At 61.9% G+C, this 20,718-nt stretch carries 19 protein-coding genes; 11 read left to right on the plus strand and 8 right to left on the minus strand.

The window, feature by feature from the left end; genetic code table 11:
- Nucleotides 1–168: 168 nt before the first annotated feature.
- Together ccoG and mapR are read left to right on the plus strand one after the other, a co-directional pair.
- Complete coding sequence (gene ccoG, locus V7773_RS25190; RefSeq protein ID WP_336075833.1) at nt 169–1,581, plus strand: cytochrome c oxidase accessory protein CcoG; 1,413 nt, start codon at nt 169–171, stop codon at nt 1,579–1,581.
- 121 nt (nt 1,582–1,702) lie between these two features.
- Complete coding sequence (gene mapR / locus V7773_RS25195) at nt 1,703–3,112, plus strand: GntR family transcriptional regulator MpaR (protein ID WP_336075835.1); 1,410 nt, start codon at nt 1,703–1,705, stop codon at nt 3,110–3,112.
- Nucleotides 3,113–3,221: 109 nt separating this feature from the next.
- Here mapR and V7773_RS25200 read toward each other — a convergent pair whose 3' ends face one another.
- The gene (locus V7773_RS25200) at nt 3,222–3,968 is read right to left on the minus strand and encodes an SDR family oxidoreductase (protein WP_336075838.1); all 747 of its coding nucleotides are present in this window, start codon (nt 3,966–3,968) and stop codon (nt 3,222–3,224) included.
- 79 nt (nt 3,969–4,047) lie between these two features.
- A complete protein-coding gene (locus V7773_RS25205) occupies nt 4,048–4,926 on the minus strand; it encodes a Dyp-type peroxidase (protein WP_336075839.1) in 879 nt (292 codons plus the stop codon).
- A 228-nt stretch (nt 4,927–5,154) separates the two neighbouring features.
- Here V7773_RS25205 and ampC point away from each other — a divergent pair, with 228 nt between their 5' ends.
- On the plus strand, nt 5,155–6,303 hold the full coding sequence (gene ampC / locus V7773_RS25210; RefSeq protein ID WP_336075841.1) for a class C beta-lactamase: 1,149 nt from the start codon (nt 5,155–5,157) through the stop codon (nt 6,301–6,303).
- A gap of 152 nt (nt 6,304–6,455) precedes the next feature.
- On the opposite strand, the gene V7773_RS25215 is transcribed toward ampC, so the two are convergent.
- The 3 genes from V7773_RS25215 to V7773_RS25225 all read right to left on the minus strand — a co-directional run bounded on the left by V7773_RS25215 (nt 6,456) and on the right by V7773_RS25225 (nt 8,940).
- A complete protein-coding gene (locus tag V7773_RS25215) occupies nt 6,456–7,004 on the minus strand; it encodes a DUF4174 domain-containing protein (protein WP_336075843.1) in 549 nt (182 codons plus the stop codon).
- A gap of 293 nt (nt 7,005–7,297) precedes the next feature.
- The gene (locus V7773_RS25220; protein ID WP_063322060.1) at nt 7,298–8,083 is read right to left on the minus strand and encodes a sulfite exporter TauE/SafE family protein; all 786 of its coding nucleotides are present in this window, start codon (nt 8,081–8,083) and stop codon (nt 7,298–7,300) included.
- Nucleotides 8,084–8,190: 107 nt separating this feature from the next.
- Nucleotides 8,191–8,940, minus strand: a complete 750-nt coding sequence (locus tag V7773_RS25225; protein ID WP_057447798.1) for a hypothetical protein — start codon at nt 8,938–8,940, stop codon at nt 8,191–8,193.
- Nucleotides 8,941–9,237: 297 nt separating this feature from the next.
- Here V7773_RS25225 and V7773_RS25230 point away from each other — a divergent pair, with 297 nt between their 5' ends.
- Entirely contained in the window at nt 9,238–10,389 is a 1,152-nt protein-coding gene (locus tag V7773_RS25230; protein WP_092223937.1) for an aldose epimerase family protein, read from the plus strand.
- Between the two features lie 101 nt (nt 10,390–10,490).
- Complete coding sequence (locus V7773_RS25235; RefSeq protein WP_336075847.1) at nt 10,491–11,312, plus strand: aldo/keto reductase; 822 nt, start codon at nt 10,491–10,493, stop codon at nt 11,310–11,312.
- A gap of 139 nt (nt 11,313–11,451) precedes the next feature.
- Here the strand turns inward: V7773_RS25235 and V7773_RS25240 are convergent, their stop codons facing one another.
- Nucleotides 11,452–13,815: a DNA polymerase II gene (locus V7773_RS25240; protein WP_092223935.1), complete on the minus strand. Its 2,364-nt coding sequence runs from the start codon at nt 13,813–13,815 to the stop codon at nt 11,452–11,454.
- Nucleotides 13,816–14,137: 322 nt separating this feature from the next.
- Here V7773_RS25240 and V7773_RS25245 point away from each other — a divergent pair, with 322 nt between their 5' ends.
- The 5 genes from V7773_RS25245 (at nt 14,138) to V7773_RS25265 (ending at nt 18,093) form a co-directional block, all read left to right on the plus strand.
- Entirely contained in the window at nt 14,138–14,578 is a 441-nt protein-coding gene (locus V7773_RS25245) for a CBS domain-containing protein (RefSeq protein WP_003200075.1), read from the plus strand.
- Nucleotides 14,579–14,647: 69 nt separating this feature from the next.
- Nucleotides 14,648–15,244, plus strand: coding sequence for a paraquat-inducible protein A (locus tag V7773_RS25250; protein ID WP_336075851.1), 597 nt, complete (start codon nt 14,648–14,650; stop codon nt 15,242–15,244).
- 11 nt (nt 15,245–15,255) lie between these two features.
- Nucleotides 15,256–15,900 carry a paraquat-inducible protein A gene (locus V7773_RS25255; protein WP_063325133.1) on the plus strand — a complete coding sequence of 215 codons (645 nt, stop codon included), beginning with the start codon at nt 15,256–15,258 and terminating at the stop codon, nt 15,898–15,900.
- Nucleotides 15,881–17,539: a PqiB family protein gene (locus V7773_RS25260; RefSeq protein ID WP_336075853.1), complete on the plus strand. Its 1,659-nt coding sequence runs from the start codon at nt 15,881–15,883 to the stop codon at nt 17,537–17,539. The genes V7773_RS25255 and V7773_RS25260 overlap by 20 nt, the downstream gene beginning before the upstream one ends.
- A 17-nt stretch (nt 17,540–17,556) precedes the next feature.
- Nucleotides 17,557–18,093 carry a PqiC family protein gene (locus V7773_RS25265; protein WP_336075855.1) on the plus strand — a complete coding sequence of 179 codons (537 nt, stop codon included), beginning with the start codon at nt 17,557–17,559 and terminating at the stop codon, nt 18,091–18,093.
- 1 nt (nt 18,094) lies between these two features.
- On the opposite strand, the gene V7773_RS25270 is transcribed toward V7773_RS25265, so the two are convergent.
- Nucleotides 18,095–18,724: a glutathione S-transferase family protein gene (locus tag V7773_RS25270; RefSeq protein ID WP_336075858.1), complete on the minus strand. Its 630-nt coding sequence runs from the start codon at nt 18,722–18,724 to the stop codon at nt 18,095–18,097.
- 194 nt (nt 18,725–18,918) lie between these two features.
- On the opposite strand from V7773_RS25270, the gene V7773_RS25275 reads away from it, so the two are divergent.
- Nucleotides 18,919–19,392, plus strand: coding sequence for a phage infection protein (locus V7773_RS25275; RefSeq protein ID WP_336075861.1), 474 nt, complete (start codon nt 18,919–18,921; stop codon nt 19,390–19,392).
- A gap of 214 nt (nt 19,393–19,606) precedes the next feature.
- Here V7773_RS25275 and V7773_RS25280 read toward each other — a convergent pair whose 3' ends face one another.
- Nucleotides 19,607–20,701: a DUF1615 domain-containing protein gene (locus tag V7773_RS25280; RefSeq protein WP_336075863.1), complete on the minus strand. Its 1,095-nt coding sequence runs from the start codon at nt 20,699–20,701 to the stop codon at nt 19,607–19,609.
- Between the last annotated feature and the right edge of the window lie 17 nt (nt 20,702–20,718).

Consider the following 20,718-nt stretch of genomic DNA (forward strand, 5'->3'; position numbering starts at 1 on the left):
CCCCTCGCCACAGTAATATGTTCGGCACTTCCTGGGTGCATCAAAGTGTCGCAGGGCCTGGGCTTTGCGGCATCTGATCCGGTTTTTATCGAAACACCTGAGTCTGTTATGCAAACAGTTCCATGGTCATAGTGCGCCGGCCAGATAGAGGCTGATGAGCGACCGACCATGAGCGATAGAATCCCCGTCCAGTTGATACAGACCTTCGAACCCGCGCCGTCGAAAATCAAGGCCAGGACCACCGATAACCTGATCCACACCCGCAGCTTCACCGGCTTGTTCCGCACCTTGCGCATCAGCGGTGCGGGGGTTCTGTTCCTGCTGTTCTTCGGCACGGTGTGGTTGGACTGGGGCGGCCGCCAAGCGGTGCTCTGGGACCTTTCCGAAAGCAAATTCCACATCTTTGGCGCGACCTTCTGGCCCCAGGATTTCATCCTGCTGTCGGCCTTGCTGATCATTGCCGCCTTCGGCCTGTTTGCGATCACCGTGTTTGCCGGTCGCGTGTGGTGCGGCTACACCTGCCCGCAGAGTTCCTGGACCTGGATCTTCATGTGGTGCGAGAAAATCACCGAAGGCGAACGCAACCAGCGGATCAAACTGCAGGCCGCGCCCTGGGGCCTGAACAAACTCTTGCGCCGCAGCGCCAAGCACACGCTGTGGCTGGCCATCAGCCTGCTCACCGGCCTGACGTTCGTGGGGTACTTCACGCCGATCCGCCCCCTGGCCGAAGAACTGCTGACCCTGCAAATGGCCGGCGTGAGCCTGTTCTGGGTGCTCTTCTTTACCGCAGCCACCTACCTCAACGCCGGCTGGCTGCGTGAGGCGGTGTGCATGCATATGTGCCCCTATGCACGCTTTCAGAGCGTGATGTTCGACAAGGACACGCTGACTATTTCCTACGACGCGGCCCGTGGTGAAATCCGCGGCCCACGCAAACGCGAGGCAAACCCGGCCAATATTGGCCTGGGCGACTGCATCGACTGCCAGATGTGCGTGCAGGTCTGCCCCACCGGCATCGACATCCGCGACGGCCTGCAGATGGAATGCATCGGCTGCGCGGCCTGCATTGATGCCTGCGATTCGATCATGGACAAGATGGGCTACGCCCGTGGCCTGATCAAATACACCTCCGAACATCAGTTGCAGGGCGGCAAGACTCACCTGCTGCGACCTCGGCTGATCGGCTATACCACCGTGCTGCTGGTGATGATCGGCGCGCTGGTCGTGGCGCTGATGCAACGCCCCATGGTGTCGCTGGATGTCAGCAAGGACCGTGGCCTGTTCCGCGAAAACAGCGCAGGCCAGATCGAGAACATCTACAGCCTGAAAATCATCAACAAGACCCAACAGCGCCAGGACTATCAGCTGTCCCTGGTGGACGGCGACGGCTTCATCCTGCAAGGCAAGACCCAACTGAGCCTGGCCCCGGGGGAAATCGTCGATGTGCCGGTGTCGGTGGCGATGCTCAGCGAACGGCCCGGTAAAGGCTCCCAGGCAATGACGTTCAAGGTCGCCGACAGTGACGCGCCGGGCATCTACAGCATCGCCAAGAGCCGTTTTGTCGCACCGATGAATCGTTGAAGCTTTAAGATGCCGGACACCTGTGGGAGCGAGCTGGCTCGCGATAGCGGTGGGTCATATGCCACCGTCATCGCGAGCAAGCTCACTCCCACAGTTAAGTTCACAAATTCACTGGACCCCCATGAAACGCTACGAGAAATTTGCCGACGACATCGCTGAACTGATCCGCTCGGGCATGCTGGGGCCAGGTCAGCGCGTGCCGTCGGTACGCTACGCCAGCCAGACCTACGGTGTCAGCCCGTCCACCGTATTCCAGGCCTATTACCTGCTGGAACGACGCGGCATGATCCGGGCCCGGCCGCGCTCCGGCTACTTCGTCAATACCCACGCGCCGAGCCCGTTTTCGGAGCCCGCGATCAGCAGCCAGGTGCACGAGTCCACCGAAGTCGACGTCAGTGAGCTGGTATTTTCGGTCCTCGACTCGATCAAGGACCCGGCCACCATACCGTTCGGCTCGGCATTCCCCAGCCCGACACTGTTCCCACTGCAACGGCTGTCCCGTTCACTGTCCAGCGCGACACGGGACATGGACCCGCGAATGGTGGTCACGGACATGTCGCCAGGCAACCCGCAACTGCGCCGACAGATCGCCCTGCGCTACATGGTCGGCGGGTTGATGCTGCCCATGGAGGAACTGCTGGTCACCAACGGTGCCCTGGAAGCGTTGAACCTGTGCCTGCAAGCCGTGACCGAGCCCGGCGACCTGGTGGCGATCGAAGCACCAGCGTTCTACGCCAGCCTGCAAGTGTTGGAGCGCCTGAAGCTCAAGGCCGTGGAAATTCCCGTCCACCCACGCGACGGCATCGACCTGGACGTGCTGGCGCAAACACTGGAACGCTATCCGATCAAGGCCTGCTGGTGCATGACCAGCTTCCAGAACCCCATGGGCGCGACCATGCCCGAGGAGCGCAAACAGGCGCTGGTAGAGTTGCTGCGCCGTCATCAGGTGCCGCTGATCGAGGACGACGTCTATGCCGAACTCTATTACGGCCAGCAGGCCCCCAAGCCCGCCAAGGCGTTCGACACCGAAGGCTTGGTGATGCATTGCGGCTCGTTCGCCAAGAGCCTGGCGCCGGGTTATCGCATCGGCTGGGTCGCCGCTGGGCGCTACGCACAGAAGATCGAACGGCTCAAGCTCATGACCTCGTTGTGCGCCTCGATGCCGGCCCAGGCCGCCATCGCCGACTACCTGCAACACGGCGGCTACGACCGTCACCTGCGCAAACTGCGCTATGCCCTGGAGGAACAGCAAAGCGCGATGCTCGCCGCCATCGCCCGCTACTTCCCCGCCCAGACCCGGGTCAGCCAACCGGCGGGGGGTTACTTCCTGTGGCTGGAGTTGCCGGAGCAGATGGACTCGCTGAAATTGTTCCAGATGGCCCTGGCCCAGGGCATCAGCATCGCGCCTGGACCGATCTTTTCACCGACCCGGCGTTTCAGGAATTGCATCCGCTTGAACTATGGCAGCCCGTGGACCGAGGCCTCGGAAAAAGCCATGGAGACGTTGGGGCGGATTATTCGATCGTTTTGAATTTGGGTTGTCTGTCAGACCGCCATCGCGAACGAGCTCACCCACAGGAGACCGTGTCCAATGTGGGAGCGAGCTTGCTCGCGATGGGGCCAGAATAGCTCCCCAGGACTCAGCGCCCACCCCCCAGATCCACAAACGTCCCGGTCGCATACGAAGCCTTGTCCGACAGCAGCCAGATAATCGCTTCGGCCACTTCATCCGGACGCCCGCCCCGAGCCATGGGGATCGCTGATTCCAGCTTGCTGACCCGGTCCGGGTCGCCACTCAGGGCATGGAAATCGGTGTAGATGTAGCCGGGACGCACCGCGTTGACGCGAATGCCTTCGCCGGCCACTTCCTTGGACAAGCCGATGGTGAAGGTGTCCAGCGCGCCCTTGGAGGCCGCGTAATCGACGTACTCCCCCGGTGCGCCCAAGCGCGCGGCCACCGACGAGACGTTGACGATGCTGCCACCCTGCCCGCCGTGCCTGGGCGACATGCGCAGCACTGCGTGCTTGGCGCAAAGAATCGGCCCCAGCACGTTGGTCTTCATGATCTTGAGAATGCGGAATTCGGACATTTCATCGAGCCGGGATTTCTGCGCGACCGTGCCGGCGTTGTTCACCAGGGCGGTGACACGGCCAAGCTCGGCGTCCACCCGGTCGAACAGGCCGACCACTTCGTCTTCGATGCTCACGTCGGCCCGCACGGCAATCGCCTGCGCGCCCTTGGCCCGGACCTGTTCGAGCACATCCTGCGCGGCACTTTCGTCGGACTGGTAATTGATGCAGATCCGATAACCCAACTCGGCAGCCAACAGCGCCGTGGCCGCCCCGATTCCGCGGCCGCCACCGGTGATGACGATGACTTTATCCACGTTTGCTTCCCCCATTCCACGGATAGACGTGCGCTGCCAAGAATAGCGTTCACGTCACACTTTGCACAAACCGCTGTGCTTATCGGGCCAGGGCGCGCAGATCCAGGCGTCCGTCCAACAGCGGCGGGCACCAGTAATAGCCGCCGGTGATGGGCCGGCTCATGCGATACAGGCCATCGGTGATACCGTCTTCCAGGCCACTCATGCGGCGCAGTTGTGCCTCGAAAGCATTGAGGGAGAAACCGAACGCCAGGAACATCAGCCCCGCACGGTCGCCTTCGATCCACGGCATGGAGCGACGGACCACGAACGCCTCCGGGGCGAAGCTTTCCTGGGCGGTGCGCTTGACGTGGGCCGATTCCGGCGCGTCATCGATTTCTTCGTTGTCGCTCAGGCGCCGGCCCATGATGTTGTCGCGCTCATGGGGTTGCATCGCCGCGAAACCATCCAGATCGTGCTGCCATTGCTGGATCGCGGCGAAACTGCCACCGCGCACCCCATCGGCGCCCTGGACCAGGGCGGCAGCGATGGCAGCCTCGTCGTGCGGGTTTTCGGTGCCGTCTTCGTAGCCGGTCAGGTCATGGCCGGTCATATGGCGGAAGGTTTCGTTCATCTGTACCAGGCGCAGCGCCGGGGCCAGCGCCGCCTCGATGGCGCGACTGCGGTGCATCAGCTCGCCACGGTCTTCGCCGTGCAGCCAGCACCACAACGCGTGTTGGGTCGAGGGGTTGTCCACACCCACGCCGGCCAGCGCCGGAAAAGCCCGCAGGCCCTCGACCTGGGCGCCCAACGCCTGGACCAGCGATTCACCAAAGCCGATCACGGCACGGTTATCGAGCAACAACCGGAGTTTGTCTAGCGCAGCCGGCAATGCCTCGACCGATTCCAGGGCAAAAAACAAATGACGGGCCTGAGGCGGAACAGGGGTGGCGAGAATGCCGGGCTGGTAGTAACTCATGTGAACTCCTTTAGAAAGAGCCGCGAGTTTACCCGGCGGCTGCCGCTTTGTGTGGTTTGGCTTGAGGTCCGGTCGCGTCGGGTAACCCGACCGTTTTGTGGGAAGGTTCCCGCAGCCCCGTCAGACGACTCAGAAAACGCGCCTCGGCCCGATAACCTCGGATTGCCGGGCCGCCAAAAACGCCCTAGATTGAGCCCCCTCCAGGAAGGTCAACGAGAACGCTGCACCATGCCAATTGCCAGATCGATACTCGCCGGGATTTTTTTCCTGGTCTGCGGAACGCCCGTAAGCTTTGCCCAGGAACGCATTGAAGACACGGTCAATGCCGTCATCCAGCCCTTGATGAAACAGCAGGACATCGCGGGCATGGCGGTAGCGATCACGCACGACGGCCAACGGCAGTTTTTCAATTTTGGCGTCGCCGACAAGAACACGAAAAAGCCGGTCACCGACCAGACCCTTTTCGAAATCGGCTCGGTCAGCAAGACCTTCACCGCCACCCTCGGCGCCTATGCCCAGGCCCAGGGCAAACTGTCCCTGGCGGATCCGGCCACTCGCTTTGCGCCCGAGCTGCGTAGCAGCGCCATGGAGAGCACCCGCCTGCTCGACCTTGCCACCTACACCGCTGGCGGCCTGCCATTGCAGTTTCCCGACGAGGCGGACCATCCGGACCGGATGTTCAGTTACTACAGGAACTGGAAACCGCTCTACCCGGCCGGCACCCAGCGGCTCTACTCAAACCCGAGCATCGGCCTGTTCGGCTATCTGGCGGCCCGCAGCCTGGGGCAGCCATTTGATGAGGTGATGGAGCGCACGCTGATGCCAGGGCTGGGCCTCAAGCACAGCTATGTGCGGGTGCCGCAGGATCAGATGGGCCGATACGCCCAAGGCTATGCAAAGGACGGCAAACCCGTGCGAGTCGGTGCCGGCGCGCTGGATTCCGAAGCCTATGGGGTCAAGACCAGTTCAACGGACCTGATTCGTTTCGTCGAGGTCAACCTGCGACCTGAAAAACTGGACGCAGACCTGAAGCAAGCCATCGCCACGACGCATATGGGGTTCTACAAGGTTGGCGGGATGAATCAGGGGCTGGGCTGGGAGTTCTACCCCGCCCCGTTCACCTTGGATGACCTGCTCGCTGGCAACACACCGCAGATGGCCCTGGCCCCACAAAAAGCCGAACCTCTCGACCCGCCCCACCCGGCGCCGGACGGCGCCTGGATCAACAAGACCGGCTCGACCAACGGGTTTGGTGCCTACGCGGCTTTCGTGCCCGGTAAAAACATGGGCATCGTGCTGTTGGCGAACAAGAATTATCCGATTGAGGAGCGGGTGAAGGCGGCGCACCGGATCCTGACGGCGCTGGAAGCGCAGTAGAAGGTTGAGTAAGTCACTGTGGTGAGGGAGCTTGCTCCCGCTGGGCTGCGAAGCAGCCCTATGCTTTTCCGATGGTTCATCGACCGATAAGCTGAGGGGCTGAGGGGCCGCTTCGCGACCCAGCGGGAGCAAGCTCCCTCGCCACGGGACTATCAATCGTCCAGCGGCTTCGCCGGCCCCGCCGGCTTGACTGCCTTGCCAGCCTTGGCGCCTTTCGCATCCTTGGCCGGTGCAGGCTCTGGCGCGGATGGTGGGGCTGGAGGTGTCGCTTCTTTTTCCGCGGCGGGCAGTTTATCGACGGCATCGAAGAGCTCTTTCAATTCGATCGCCCCGGAATGCTCAAGCTTCTTTTCCCCGTCCTTGCCCACCAGGATGATCTTGGTCTGAGCCCCGGCGCCCAGCTTGAGGGAGCGAATCAGCGCCATGGTGCTTTGCGGGTCCAGGTCCTTGCCATCGCGCTGCCCAATGGTATTGAGCACGGTGTAGAGCACCATGTTGCGCTCGGAAAAACCCTGCTTGCCTGCTGGTTCATCCAAGGCCTTTTTCAGGCTGACCCAGGCCGGGTCGACCGTACTCGGCGCGATAACGATCAGGGGGCGTGCTTTGCCTGCATCCGCCACCAGGGGTGAGTCGCCATCGGCAGCGAACAGGGGGCCGGCGATGGCCAGCAAGGTAGCGAAGGTCAACGACCGAATGAGCATGCGCCTCTCCTTTTGATATTTACGCTGTACTGATTGCACAGGGCGGCGATTGTTCCGCGAGAGTCGCTCAATACTGCGCCTGCCTGACTTGAAGCTTAGGCCAGGGGGGTCATTGCGCAACCATGGTAGCCAACGCGTGCGGGAGGAAGGTGTGAGCGCTAAAAATACAGTCACCACAAACGAGTGTGGGAGCGGGCTTGCTCGCGAAAGCGGTCTGTCAGTCGACATCAACGTTGACTGAGAAACTGCTTTCGCAAGCAAGCCCGCTCCCACAAGGGATCTCGGTGTCAGTGCTAGAACGCCAGCTTGAACCCGATCATCGCCAGCATCACCGCCAGACAAGGGCGCAGCAACTCGTCGGAGATGCGTCCCGACAAATGACTGCCCAGGTAGATCCCCGGCAACGAACCGATCAACAGGAAACCCAGGATGTGCCAGTCCATGTTGCCCATGCTCGCATGGCCCAGGCCAGCCACCAGGGTCAGCGGCACGGCGTGGGCGATCTCGGTGCCCACCAGGCGCTTGGTGACCAGGAACGGGTAGAGGATGAACAGCGCAACGGTGCCCAGGGCGCCAGCGCCGATGGAGGTCAAGGCGACCATGGTGCCCAGCACGAGGCCGGTGATGACCGTCAGCACATTGAGGCGCGTGCCAGTGGGGTTGTAGTGCCCGCCGGCACGGTCATGGGCGAATTGCAGCAAACGCTTCTTGAACAGGATCGCCAAGGCAGTGGCGAACAACACAAAGCCCAAGGCTTGCTTGATCACCGCGTTCATGGCGTCGGGGGAGCTGTGCAGGCTGCTGAGAAACCACAGCGTCAAGCCGACTGCCGGCACACTGCCCAACGTCAGCCAGCCAGTGATAGCCCAGTCGATGTTGCGATTTTTTGCATGAACCAGGACACCGCCAGACTTGGTAATGGCTGCGTACAGCAGGTCCGTACCCACCGCCGTCGCAGGGTTGATACCAAACCACAACAGGATCGGGGTCATCAGCGAACCACCGCCGACGCCGGTCATCCCAACGATGAAGCCGACCACCAGGCCTGCAACGACTAAACCGACATTACCGAAATCCATTAAACCCGTCTCAGCACGACCGCATGAAAAATCTGGCCGCGAGCATAGCGATTTTTCTTATAACCCCCTATATCGATGTGATCTATCTTTATTCCTTTTCCGTCATTTCACTGGACCGGCAGGAAATTGAGGAACAGCAGGCTCTGGGCGTAATTCAAGCCAATCCGCCGGTAGCGCTCATCGAGCATCTGGGTCAGCAGGTCCAATCGGGCGACGATTTTTCCAAACTCCACGGCGAAACTCAGGTTGCTGCCCTCCTCCGAAATTTCATTGGAAAACAGCAACAGCTTGCCGTCCTTGTTCTGCCGCTGACTCAGCAGCCAGGTGGCTTTTTCGATATTGCGCGCCGCGTTGCTGACAAAACGCGGGTCGATGGTGTCGGTCATGTAGAACTCGAGGCGATTGCCGTGCGCGGTGACCAGCATGCTGCCGATGGCATAGATGAACGCCCCTACCCGATCGCCGAGAAACTCCGGGCTCATGGCGTAGCTCAGGGCCGCCAGGTCCTTCTTGCCACCCAAGGTCGGCAAAGGCTGTTGCTGCTCGATGGCCATGCGCACCTGTTTTTCCGCAGTGCGAGCGTCGAGAAAGCCGGACTTGCGCAGCTCCTCGGGGTTGCGCAGGTACAGCTTGTTCATCAGCAGATAGAGGCTTTGCAAGTTGTCGTGCATCGACAACGTGGCCATGCGGTCGACGCTGGTCTGCAAGAACTCCTGGGGCTTGGCGTTGCTGAACTGCGTGACCATGTCCTGTCCCTGCTGATGGCTGCAGCCGCCGCTGAACAGCATCGACACACCGACCAACAATGCCAGGCAGCAGCGGCGCAATCTCGTCACAGGATAAAAAACACCGGCCATCGAATCTCGGTCTGGGCATGGGGAAGCGATGGGGGTCGTCGCTTCCAGGCCATGGATAGAGCGGCAAAAATCATAAAAGTGCAGTACCTGGAGAAAACCCTCGGTCTTCAGCAACGACCCAATCACGCAATTAGTCTTACTTTTTAATTGATAAATCCCCATTAATGGCTATAAATCCCTTCTCACCCACCAAATAGAAATACTACTAACCAGAAAAACCTTCAGCGCTGTCCGACCAGTAGCGGACTCGCCCCGCGTTCAAAACAACAACAAAACAACAGGAAGGAAGGTCATACCATGCTTGAATCCAGACAACTGCTCACGGCCCTCGGAGTGTCTCTGATGATCGCCACCTCGGCTTCCCACGCTGCCGGCCTGACCAATGAACGCGGTGCGTTCGGCAAAACCGACGACGGCACGGCGGTGGAAAAATTCGTGCTGCGCAACAGTCACGGCATGGAGGCCACGGTCATCACCTACGGCGGCATCCTCCAGTCATTGAGCGTGCCGGACAAAAACGGCAAGGCCGCCGACATCGTGCTCGGCTTCGACGACGTGCAGGGTTACCAGAAGAACGGCAGCGTGTATTTCGGCGCGACCATCGGCCGCTTCGGCAATCGCCTGGCCGACGGTGCCTTCGAGCTGGACGGCAAGCGTTACCAGGTGCCGCAGAACGACCATGGCAACTCCTTGCACGGCGGACCGCAAGGGTTCGATAAGCGCGTCTGGAAGGCCCAGCCCCATGACGGCAAGGACTCGGTGGGCGTCACCCTGACCTACGTGTCACCGGATGGTGAGATGGGCTTTCCCGGCACGCTGAAGACCGACGTCACCTACAGCCTCAACGAACAGAACGAGTTGCGCATCGATTACAAGGCGACCACCGACAAACCCACGGTGCTGAACCTGACCAACCACAGCTATTTCAACCTGGCTGGGGCCGGTAACGGCGACATCCTCGAGCAGCTCGCGACCCTGCACGCAGCCCACTACACGCCGGTCACCGGCAAGCTCATTCCCACCGGCGAACTGGCCCCCGTGGCCGGTACACCGATGGACTTCACCCAACCCACCGCCATCGGCACCCATATCAAGGCCGATCACCCACAACTCAAGTTCGCCGAACCGAAACAGGGCGGCTTCGATTTCAACTGGGCGCTGGACGCCAAGGGTGACGTGAGCAAACTGGCCGCAGAAGTGTATGACACGGACTCCGGACGCCGCCTGCAGCTCTACACCACCGAGCCTGGCGTGCAGTTCTACACCAGCAACTTCCTCGACGGCACCGTCAAGGGCAAGCAAGGCAAGGTCTATCCACATTGGGGCGCGTTCACCCTGGAAACCCAGCACTACCCCGACTCGCCCAACCAGCCGAACTTCCCTTCGACGCGGCTTGATCCGGGCCAGACCTACACCCAGACCATGGTGTTGAAGTTCTCCGCGAAGTAACGCCCCCGCCGAATCGTTCCCATGCTCGCGTGGGAACGATCAACACTGAACACTTGGTCTATCCTGCTGCCACACGTCAAAGCAAAAAACAGGAGATAGGCATGAGGACGCTGGAATTGGCGGGTGTGTCCGTACCGGTCATTGGCCAGGGCACCTGGCGCATGGGTGAGGAACCGTCCCATCACAAGAAAGAAGTCGCGGCCCTGCGGTTGGGGATCGAACTGGGCATGACCCTGATCGACACCGCAGAGATGTATGCCGAAGGCGGTGCGGAGACCGTCGTTGGCGAGGCGATCACCGGCCTGCGGGACCAGGTTTTCCTGGTGAGCAAAGTCTACCCTCACAACGCCAGTCGCAAAGGCATTCCCCTGGCCTGCGAACGCAGCTTGCGCCGGCTCGACACCGATTACATCGACCTTTATCTGTTGCACTGGCGCGGGCAGTACCCGTTGGCAGAAACCGTCGAAGCGTTCGAACGCCTGCGCGAAGAAGGCAAGATCGGCCGCTGGGGTGTGTCGAACTTTGACGTCGATGACCTCGAGGAGCTGGCCTCGCCGGCCTGCGCTACCAATCAAGTGCTGTACAACCTGCAGGAACGCGGCATCGAATTCGACCTGCTGCCCTGGTGCCAGCAACGGCCCATGCCGATCATGGCCTACTGCCCGGTCGGCCAGGGCGGGCACCTGCTCAAGGATCACACCCTGGGACAGATCGCCGAACGCCATCGCGCCACACCGGCACAGATCGCACTGGCCTGGCTGTTGCGCCAGGACAAGGTGATTGCCATTCCCAAGGCCGTGAAGCCTGAGCATGTGCGTTTGAATGCCGAAGCGGCGAACCTGAAGCTGGAACCGCAGGACCTGGCCGCCCTCGACCTGATATTTCCCCAGCCCCAGGGCAAGCAGCGGTTGGCGATGGTCTAGTTTCCCCCGGGCCTGGCAGCTTTTTGTGGCGAGGGAGCTTGCTCCCGCTCGATCGCGAAGCGGTCGCAGGAAAAAATGGGGCCGCTTCGCGACCCAGCGGGAGCAAGCTCCCTCGCCACAGGAACCTTGACCCTCGCCATCAGAACAACCCCATCTGCCCACCCACCAACGTCGAGAAGTCATCGTCCACGAACGGCAGGATCGCATCCGCCACCGGTTGCAGCTGTTTGCTCACGTAATGGTCGTAATCAATCGGCGCGCTGCGGATTTCCAGTGGCTCGGGGCCGGCAACGGTGATGACGTAGCTGATCCAGCCGCCATTCTGGTATTGCCGCGGACGCCCCTGGCGCTGGTTGAACTCATCGGCCAGCCGCGCAGCCCGCACATGGGGTGGAACGTTGCGTTCGTAGTCTTCCAGGGGCCGACGCAGACGCTTGCGGTAGACCAACCGATCATCGAACGCACCGGCCAGGGTCTGCTGCACATAATCGCGCACATAATCCTGATAGGGCTGGCGGTGGAAGATCCGCCCGTACAGCTCCTGCTGGAATTGCCGTGCCAGCGGCGACCAGTCGGTGCGCACGGTTTCCAGGCCCTTGTAGACGATTTCGTCGCTGCCATCGGCACGGGTGACCAATCCGGCGTAGCGTTTCTTGCTGCCCTCCTCGGCGCCGCGGATAGTCGGCATCAGAAAGCGCTTGAAATGGGTTTCGAACTGCAGCTCCAGCGCACTCTCCAGGCCGAACTCATCGCGCACCTGCTCACGCCACCATTGGTTGACGTGGGCGACCAACTCGCGACCGATCCTGGCCGCTTCCTCCTGGCCATGGGCACGACGCAGCCAGACGAACGTGGAATCGGTATCGCCATAGATCACCACATGCCCCTGGGCTTCGATCAACTGGCGGGTGCGCTGCATGATCTGGTGGCCGCGCAGGGTGATGGACGAGGCCAGGCGTGGATCGAAGAAGCGACAGCCGCTGGAACCGAGCACGCCATAAAAGGCGTTCATGATGATTTTCAATGCTTGGGACAGCGGCGCATTGTGCTCGCGCTTGGCGGTTTCCCGGCCCTCTGAGACCCGCGCCACGATGGCCGGCAGGCAATGGCGGGTACGGGAGAAACGCGCCCCGCGAAAGCCTGGCACCGACTCCTGGTCAGCCGGGTGGCGCAGCCCTTCGATCAAGCCCACCGGGTCAATCAGGAAAGTGCGGATGATCGATGGATACAGGCTCTTGTAGTCCAGCACCAGCACCGACTCGTAGAGCCCCGGCTGGGAGTCCATGACAAATCCACCCGGGCTGGCCTCGGGCGGACGCTGGCCGAGATTGGGGGCAACGAACCCCTGGCGGTGCATCAGCGGCATGTACAGGTGCGTGAAGGCCGCCACCGAACCGCCGCTGCGGTCCGCTGGCAGGCCGGTGACGCTGGCCCGCTCCAGGAGGAACTTGAGCAGTTCAGTCTTGGCGAAGATCCGCGTCACCAGCTCGCAGTCCTTGAGGTTGTAGCGGGCCAGGGCCGGCTTGTCCTCGGCGAACATGCGGTTGATCTCGTCCATGCGCTGGTACGGGTTATCGATGGACTTGCCCTCCCCCAGCAGCGTCTGGGCGACGTTTTCCAGGCTGAACGAGGGAAAACTCCAGGTCGCCGAACGCAGGGACTCGATACCGTCGATGATCAACCGGCCAGCGGCCGAGGCGAAGAAGTGGTTGTTGCGCGCGCCGTGCTCGCGCCATTGCATCTCTTCCCCACCACGCCCCAGGCGCAACGGCACCGCCAGGCGCCGGGCGTGTTCATGCAGCACCCGCAGGTCGAACTGCACCAGGTTCCAGCCAATGATCGCGTCAGGGTCGAAACGGGCGAACCAATCGTTGAGTTTCTTCAGCAGCAGCGTGCGCGATTCGCAGTATTCCAGCTGGAAATCCACGCCGGTATCGTCGCCATTGGCTGGCCCGAGCATGTAGACCTGGCGCTCGCCGCAGCCTTCCAGGGCGACGGAATACAATTCGCCCTGGGCGGTGGTTTCGATGTCCAGGGACACCAGGCGCAACGGTGGGCGGTATTCGGGCGCCGGTTTCATCTGGACATCCACCAGCAGGCCATCGGCGGCCGGCGTACCGCCGAACCATACCGGGGCGGTGATGAAGCGCTCCATCAGGTAGCGCTCCGGCGGCCGGATGTCTGCTTCGAACACCTCCACGCCAGCGCGGCGCAAGGTGGTGTCCAGGCGCATCAGTTGGGCGTGTTGCTGGCAATACAGCCCCAGCACCGGACGATGCTCGAAATCCAGCAGGTCCAGGGGACGCAACTCAACGTCCTTCTCCCCTTGCAGCAGCGCTTCGGCCTGGCCGCGCTGGATCTGCGGCACGAAGGCCACCGACGTCTGCACCGGCAAGCGCACGCGCCGGGGACCGGCGTCGGTCGCCAGCCAGAACTCGACTTCGGTGCCGGCCGGGGTATCGCGCCAATGCCGGGTCAGGACGAAGCCCTGCTGTAAATCCACCGCTGAAACCTCGAATTTTGCGTAGGCGACGATTCTACCTGTGGCGAGGGAACTTCACCTGCCCAACTGACACACCACCCACCCGCTTTTTTTGTGGCGAGGGAGCTTGCTCCCGCTGGGCTGCGCAGCGGCCCCTTTTTGCGATCGCTGCGCGATCGAGCGGGAGCAAGCTCCCTCGCCACAGACAGCGCATGGCTTCATATCAGGGGGAATTCACCGGCAATGACGCTTTTGGACGACTGGCCGCCGCTTTACCGCTTGCTCTGCGCCGTTGGGTCTACGATGCTTTAACAACCAGCAAAACAACACCTGAGGCTCCCCCATGAAAACCGTCGCGCAGTTGCTCCGGATAAAAGACGAGAAGAACCAGCAAGTGCACACCATCTCACCGGACGACATGGTATTGCAGGCCCTGATGCGCATGGCCGAGAAGAACGTCGGTGCCTTGCTGGTGGTGAAGAACGATGAAGTGCTGGGGATCATCAGCGAGCGCGACTATGCTCGCAAAATGGTCTTGCGCGGTCGCTCATCGGTGGGCACGAAGGTCAGTGACATCATGGTCTCCCCCGTGATCACCATCGACCCGCACCAGAACGTCGAGACCTGCCTGAGCATCATGACCGAAAAACATTTGCGGCATTTGCCAGTGGTGGAGGACGGCAAACTGGTCGGCCTGCTGTCCATCGGCGACCTGGTCAAGGAAGCCATCGCCGAACAGGCCGATCTGATCAAACAACTGGAGCAATACATTCGCGGGGAATGATCTGTTCGGCCGGGTTGCTCATTTCCAAGGCACTTCTATATTGAAGGGGTTGTTCCTGCGAGCATCCCGATGGCCGACACCGACCGATTGATCATTTGTGAACATTGCGATGCGGTGTACGAACCGGTGATGCTCGCTGCGCACCAGAAAGCCTCGTGCGTGCGCTGCCACGCGGTGATCCAGCGCTACAACGGCCTGACCATCGAACAGCGCCTGGCCTTGAGCGTGACCGCCGCGGTGTTGTGGGCCTTCGCCAACATCTACCCGGTGATGAGCATCCGCCTCCAGGGCCTGAGCAACAGCGCGACGTTATGGGATTCCATCGTGGCGCTGAACCAGGGGCCGATCGCCTTCATCGCCCTGGTGACAGCGGTGGCGATCATCATTGCACCAGCCTTTCAATTGGTGCTGCTGCTCTGGGTACTGGGCCATGCCTACCTCCAGCGGCGCGCGCCGGGGTTCAACCTGTGCATGCGCAGCCTGGAAACCCTGCGGCCCTGGAGCATGCTGGAGGTGTGCCTGCTGGGCGCGCTGGTGGCGGTGATCAAGCTCGCCGGCCTGCTAGACGTGCTCCCGGGCATCGGCCTGTTCGCCCTGGCGGCTTTGAGCCTGCTGATGATCCGCATTGCCGGGCGCGATGTCCGCGACCTTTGGGACAGCCTGTGAACGGCCAGCCGCTGGACACCCCTCCAGAGGCCCGCGACCTGGGCCTGTGCCTGTGCCACAGCTGTGGCCTGGCCTGCGACATGACCGACGAGCCCGAGACCTGCCCCCGCTGCGACGCCGCCCTGCATCGACGCAAACCCGACGCCATCACCCGCACCTGGGCCTACATGCTGGCCGCGCTGGTGTTCTACATCCCGGCCAACCTGCTACCGGTCATGAATACCCAGATGCTCGGTGAAGGCGCCGACAGCACCATCATCAGCGGCGTCATCGAGTTCTGGCAAAGCGGCGCCTGGGACATCGCCCTGATTATCTTCATCGCCAGCATTGCGGTGCCCGGCATCAAGTTCGTGGTGCTGACCCTGTTGCTGGTGACCGCACAGCGGCGCAGCACCTGGGCCCAAGTCCAGCGGGCGAAGCTGTACCGGCTGGTGGAAGTCATCGGCTACTGGTCAATGCTCGATGTGCTGGTGGTGGCCCTGGTGGCGGCACTGGTCAAGTTCCAGGCATTGAGCGACATCGAACCACGACCGGGCATCCTGTTCTTCGGCCTCGTGGTGCTGTTCACCATGCTGTCGGCCATGAGTTTCGACCCCCGGCTGATCTGGGACACTCAACCATCCGAGGAGGTCATGGATGAAGTCGCAAGCCACTGACGGGCAGCAACCCGCACCCGGCCGCGCCCACGTCACCACCCGCCGCTGGACGGTGTCGCTGGTGTGGATCGTGCCGATCATCGCGGTCCTGGTGGGGCTGTCCCTGGTGGTCCACAACTGGCTGCAGGAAGGCCCGACCATCACCATCACCTTCAAGACCGGCCAGGGCCTGACCGCCAACAAGACCCAGGTGAAATATCGCAACGTGGTCATCGGCCAGGTCACCGATGTGCAACTGAGCGAGGACCAGAAGAACGTCACCGCCACGGTCAAGCTCGCCAAGACGGCCGACACCTTCACTCACGAAGATTCGGTGTTCTGGGTCGTACGGCCACGCATCGGGGCCGGCGGTATTTCGGGGATCGACACCTTGCTGTCGGGGGATTTCATTGGGGCCGACGCCGGTCAGTCGAAAGTGCGCGCCAAGTCCTTCACGGGCCTGGAGAACCCGCCGCCCATCACCTACGGCGAACCAGGCAAGCGCTTCACCCTGCACTCCCAGGACCTCGGTTCACTGGACATCGGCTCGCCGGTGTACCTGCGCAAGATCCCGGTGGGCCAAGTCGTGTCCTACGCCCTGGACACCGACGGCAAAGGCGTCAACATCGACGTGTTCATCAACGCGCCCAACGATGTGTATGTCACCGAAAACACCCGGTTCTGGAACGTCAGCGGCGTCGACGTGAACGTCGGCGCCAACGGTTTCGCGGTCAAGACCGAATCGCTCTCGGCCTTGCTCTTGGGTGGCATCGCGTTCCGGGCACCGGAGTACAGCCCCAACGACACCGCCGCCAGCGAAGACAAGACCTACGAGCTGTTTGCCGACCAGCAGAGCGCCCTCGCCCCGCCCGATGGCAAGGGCCAATACCTGGCCCTGCGTTTCGACCAGGCCCTGCGCGGGTTACGCGTCGGTGCGCCGGTGGAGTTCCTCGGCGTGGAAATCGGCAGGGTGGTGGCCATCAACCTCGATTTCGATGAGAAGCAACGCAGCTTTCCGGTCAACGTCGGCGTGGTGATCTACCCGCAACGCCTGGGCAAGGCCCATGAAAAACTGCTCAAGTCGCTCGATCACAATCCAGACGACGAAGCCGCTGGCGCCCGCCTGATCGGCAGCTTCGTCGAGCGCGGGCTGCGTGCCCAGGCCCGTAGCGGCAACCTGCTGACCGGGCAGTTGTACATCTCGCTGGACTTCTACCCCAAGGCTGAAAAAGTCGCCTTCGATCCCAGCGCCCGCCCCGTGCGAATCCCGACCCTCCCGGGCAGTCTCCAGCAATTGCAGGAACAACTGCAGACGATGATCGAGCGGATCAACAAACTGCCACTGGAGAGCATTGCCGGCAACCTGGATGGCAACCTGGTGGAGCTGCGCAAAGGCCTGGCCCAGTTCAACAGCAAGACCCTGCCGGGCGTGCAAAGCACCTTGCAAGACGTCAGCAAGACCCTGCAATCGGCTAACTCGACCCTGGCCGAAGATTCACCGCAGCGCGAACAACTGACCCAGACCCTGGACGACCTGGGGCGCATGTCGCGCTCGCTGCGCGAACTGTCGGACTACCTGAGCCGCCATCCCGAATCGCTGCTTCGCGGCCGTCCCAAGGACGCACCGGCGCAGAACCTCACATTGCCGGTGAAAGAATGATCACAGGAGTCCGCCCCATGCCACTGACGCTGAAACTCACCCTGGTTGCCCTGGCGTTGCTGCTCGGCGCCTGCCGCAGCGATCCGATCCACTACCACACGTTGAGCCCGGCCCAACCGGCAGGCCAATCGCGCTCCAGCGTGGACATCCAGATCGAACAGGTCAGTGTCCCACCCCAGGTGGATCGCACCCAGATGGTCATTCGCCAAGGCAACAGCGGGTTGGCGATCATGGAAACCGAATGGTGGGGCGCCAGCCTGGCCGATGAACTGCACAGCAGCCTGGACGAACAACTGAGCAACCCTGGCGCCCCCAAATCATTGCTGCGGGTAGAGGTGCAACGCTTTGACTCGATCCCTGGCCGCTATGCCCGCATGGACGTGCAATGGCGACTGCGCAACCTGGGCAACGACGCCCGCCCCATCACGTGCCGCAGCAGCCTGCAAACGCCGGCGGGCGCCAGTATCGACGAGCTGGTGACGGCGCATCAGGAGAATGTCCGGCAATTTGCCGGCCTTGTCGAGCAAGCGGCTGGACGCAAGGCGTGTCCTTGATTCACTCAGGCCAATGCAGCGACAGCACCGGCGCAACGCGCGGATGGTGGTCAATGCGCTCCAACAGCTCATGGAACGCTGGACGGGCGCTCAGCATCGCCTCCCGTGTATTTCTCCACTTGGTGATCACGGCCGCCAGGATATCCAGCGCTCCGGGTTCGTCACCGCCTAGAAAAGGTCGGGCCGGGAACTGGTCGGCAAACAGCGCCCAATTGCGATACAGCCGTTGCTGCGTGCCGGATATCAATCGCTGTCGAGTCGCTTCGTCCGCCTCGTCCAGCCAGCGTTCCGGAAAATCGATAATGCCGATGGGCGTGTAGCAATTGGCCGCGATATAGACCAGGCCCCGTATGGCCTGGGCGCGCTGGGCCGGGTCTTGCGGGAGCAGCTTCGATGCTGGGAAGGTCAACCCGAGGTGAATCAAGATCGCCGCTGCTTCAGTCAGCACCGAACCGTCCGGCAACTGCAGGGTCGGCACCTGTTTCAGAGGATTGAGTGCCTCAAGCTCTTTCGCCGCATCGTTGTCGTGCGTCGAATAGGCGTCGACCCGCCGATAAGCCACCTCACAGAGACACAGGGCAACCTCCACCGCCGAAGAGCCGGATTGCCTGCAACCGAATAACCGATACATGAACGTACCTCCTGCGTAAGCATTATGCCGGTAGAGCCCGCGAGCCCATCAGTGTTCCATCGAGCTGACCGGTAGCGGGCCAACGAGGTATCACTGCCATCGATGTTCACCATCATGTCAATGAAGTTCTCTTGATGATCGCCCGGGACAACAATGGCCCCACACAAACCACTGCACCCCCGGAGCACACCATCATGAAACGCCAAGTCATCCTCAGCCTCGCTTTCTCTGTACTGGCCGCCAACGTATTTGCCGCCTCCTCCCAACCGGTCGTCGCCGAAGGCGGTTCTGATCGCCTGATCGAAAACCGCGTCGCCGAAGGCGGTGCCGATCGCCTGCTGGAACGTCGTGTCGCCGAAGGTGGCTCCGATCGTCTGCTGGAACGTCGCGTCGCCGAAGGTGGCTCCGATCGCCTGATCGAAAACCGCGTCGCTGAAGGCGGTGCTGATCGTCTGCTGGAACGTCGTGTCGCCGAAGGTGGCTCCGATCGCCTGATCGAAAACCGCGTCGCCGAAGGCGGTGCCGATCGCTTGCTGGAACGTCGCGTCGCCGAAGGTGGCTCCGATCGCCTGATCGAAAACCGCGTCGCTGAAGGCGGTGCCGATCGTCTGCTGGAACGTCGCGTCGCCGAAGGTGGCTCCGATCGCCTGATCGAAAACCGCGTATGAGTTGCTTGACCGCAATGCCTGGAAGTATCGCAAATCATGTGCAACACACCCCGTGGCGAGGGAGCTTGCTCCCGCTCGGGCGCGCAGCGGCCGCAACCTTCACGCAGCCGCTGCGCAGTTCACCCGACACACCGCTCCAGAACACTCCCAAACCAAACCCATCACAGTAAAGCCCGGCCTCATCCGCCGGGCTTTTTCATGCCTCAACGCCTGGCTAGCGCCCCGTCGCCCGCGCTATGCATCGCTGATAACGCTCATCCACCCGCTTGGCAAACCATGCTGTGGTCAGCTTGCGCGTGATCTTCGGGCTCTTGAGCACGATCCCCGGCAGTACCGCCCGAGGCAACGCCTTGCCCTCGGCCTTGTCAGCCAGTTCGAACACACGCTTGTAGAGCTTGCTGTCCTCGAACGCCAGACTGTCACCCTGTTCCAGTTGATCGCGGATGGTCGGGTTGCGCATTCCCAGCGACTTGCCCAGCGTGCGCACCGCCAGTTCCGTGCTGCCTGGCATGATGGAATCGTGGGCGATCAGATCGCCGTCCAGCGCCAGGGAAATGCCCGACGCTACACTCACCGCATGCTGGAAAGCTGCGTTGCGGCTGGCGTACCACCCGGCATTGAAATCGGCAAAACGATACAACGGCTCGGTGTAGCTCACCGGATAGCCCAGTAAATGCGCGATGCCGAAATACATCCCGCCACGACGACTGAACACTTCGCGACGAATCGAGCCCTCCACCGTATAGGGATAATTGCGCGCATTGGCCTGGGCAAACGCGATGCTGACCTGCATCGGCCCACCCGTGTGCACCGGATTGAAACCGCCAAACAGTGTCTTGCCCAGCGGCACCATGCCGATGAAATCATCGAAAATCCCGCTCAGCTCTTTCTCGCTGCGCGCCGCATTGAGCCGATCGCTGTAGCTTTTGCCGTTGGGCGAACGCACCTGGAGTGCGCCACTGACCAACAGCTCCGGAATGTGCACCTTCGCCGCACGGCGGTTGATCTCCTGACGAGCGATCTTGCCCAGCCCCGGCACTGGCGGATCGGATTGGAACGTCGACTCCTGTTCGGTCACCGCCAGGACAGCACAGATGTTCTGCGTCGTAGAGGGAATCTGCTGGGCCGCAAAGGCCACGTAGATGTCAGTCGCCCAGCCTTCGCGATCCGCAGTCTTGGCCGGCAACAACTGCACAATCTGCTTCTTGACCTCAGCGGGCTGACGCTCAGGCTCCTGCGCCTGACGGCTGCCGCAACCGGCCAAGGCCAGCAGCGCAGCAAGGCTGATCATCAATCGGTTGAATTGCATGGTGCTCCATCGGGTTC

This window comes from Pseudomonas sp. 3JA, assembly GCF_036961705.1.
GTDB classification, from domain to species: domain Bacteria; phylum Pseudomonadota; class Gammaproteobacteria; order Pseudomonadales; family Pseudomonadaceae; genus Aquipseudomonas; species Aquipseudomonas fluorescens_Q.

Bases quoted from the DNA above. Each gene is read 5' to 3' on its own strand.
- ccoG (WP_336075833.1), top strand. From the start codon at position 169: ATGAGCGATAGAATCCCCGTCCAGTTGATACAGACCTTCGAACCCGCG.
- mapR (WP_336075835.1), top strand. From the start codon at position 1,703: ATGAAACGCTACGAGAAATTTGCCGACGACATCGCTGAACTGATCCGC.
- V7773_RS25205 (WP_336075839.1), bottom strand. From the start codon at position 4,926: ATGAGTTACTACCAGCCCGGCATTCTCGCCACCCCTGTTCCGCCTCAG.
- ampC (WP_336075841.1), top strand. From the start codon at position 5,155: ATGCCAATTGCCAGATCGATACTCGCCGGGATTTTTTTCCTGGTCTGC.
- V7773_RS25215 (WP_336075843.1), bottom strand. From the start codon at position 7,004: ATGCTCATTCGGTCGTTGACCTTCGCTACCTTGCTGGCCATCGCCGGC.
- V7773_RS25220 (WP_063322060.1), bottom strand. From the start codon at position 8,083: ATGGATTTCGGTAATGTCGGTTTAGTCGTTGCAGGCCTGGTGGTCGGC.
- V7773_RS25225 (WP_057447798.1), bottom strand. From the start codon at position 8,940: ATGGCCGGTGTTTTTTATCCTGTGACGAGATTGCGCCGCTGCTGCCTG.
- V7773_RS25230 (WP_092223937.1), top strand. From the start codon at position 9,238: ATGCTTGAATCCAGACAACTGCTCACGGCCCTCGGAGTGTCTCTGATG.
- V7773_RS25235 (WP_336075847.1), top strand. From the start codon at position 10,491: ATGAGGACGCTGGAATTGGCGGGTGTGTCCGTACCGGTCATTGGCCAG.
- V7773_RS25245 (WP_003200075.1), top strand. From the start codon at position 14,138: ATGAAAACCGTCGCGCAGTTGCTCCGGATAAAAGACGAGAAGAACCAG.
- V7773_RS25250 (WP_336075851.1), top strand. From the start codon at position 14,648: ATGGCCGACACCGACCGATTGATCATTTGTGAACATTGCGATGCGGTG.
- V7773_RS25260 (WP_336075853.1), top strand. From the start codon at position 15,881: ATGAAGTCGCAAGCCACTGACGGGCAGCAACCCGCACCCGGCCGCGCC.
- V7773_RS25265 (WP_336075855.1), top strand. From the start codon at position 17,557: ATGCCACTGACGCTGAAACTCACCCTGGTTGCCCTGGCGTTGCTGCTC.
- V7773_RS25270 (WP_336075858.1), bottom strand. From the start codon at position 18,724: ATGTATCGGTTATTCGGTTGCAGGCAATCCGGCTCTTCGGCGGTGGAG.
- V7773_RS25275 (WP_336075861.1), top strand. From the start codon at position 18,919: ATGAAACGCCAAGTCATCCTCAGCCTCGCTTTCTCTGTACTGGCCGCC.
- V7773_RS25280 (WP_336075863.1), bottom strand. From the start codon at position 20,701: ATGCAATTCAACCGATTGATGATCAGCCTTGCTGCGCTGCTGGCCTTG.